The sequence below is a fragment of the Pseudomonas sp. Kh14 genome (genome assembly GCF_900291005.1).
In the GTDB taxonomy this organism is placed as follows: Bacteria; Pseudomonadota; Gammaproteobacteria; order Pseudomonadales; family Pseudomonadaceae; genus Aquipseudomonas; species Aquipseudomonas alloputida.
The window spans coordinates 1-271 of sequence record NZ_OLKJ01000118.1 but is presented as its reverse complement, the minus strand read 5'-3'; the positions used below and the strand labels follow the sequence as shown (position 1 = coordinate 271).

Genomic DNA, 271 nt, shown 5'->3' with positions numbered 1-271 from the left:
CTTTAGCACAGAAATGTATAGGCCTTTCAAGATAGCGCTTGAATATGCTACTGCATATCCGCCATTAGGCGTATGGGGCACAATTGAGAACGACATAACAGTCGCATTCAAGGCGATCTTTACTGACTATGTCACAGGCAAATTAGGCGCAGACGGAGTGAAGAAGCATCTGGACGATGCAGCCCAGCGCGTAGACGCTGCGCTTAAGACAGAGAAGTAATCAATGGCAACTGTCAGATAATGACGTAAATTGGAGGAGAACGCCTTATGC

Annotated in this window: 1 protein-coding gene; it reads left to right on the top strand. The window is 46.9% G+C overall.

Going from position 1 to position 271, the window contains the following annotated elements; genetic code table 11:
- The coding region (locus FQ668_RS28835) for a hypothetical protein (RefSeq protein WP_218570902.1) at positions 1 to 220 on the top strand (220 nt) is incomplete at its 5' end.
- Positions 221 to 271 lie beyond the last annotated feature (51 nt).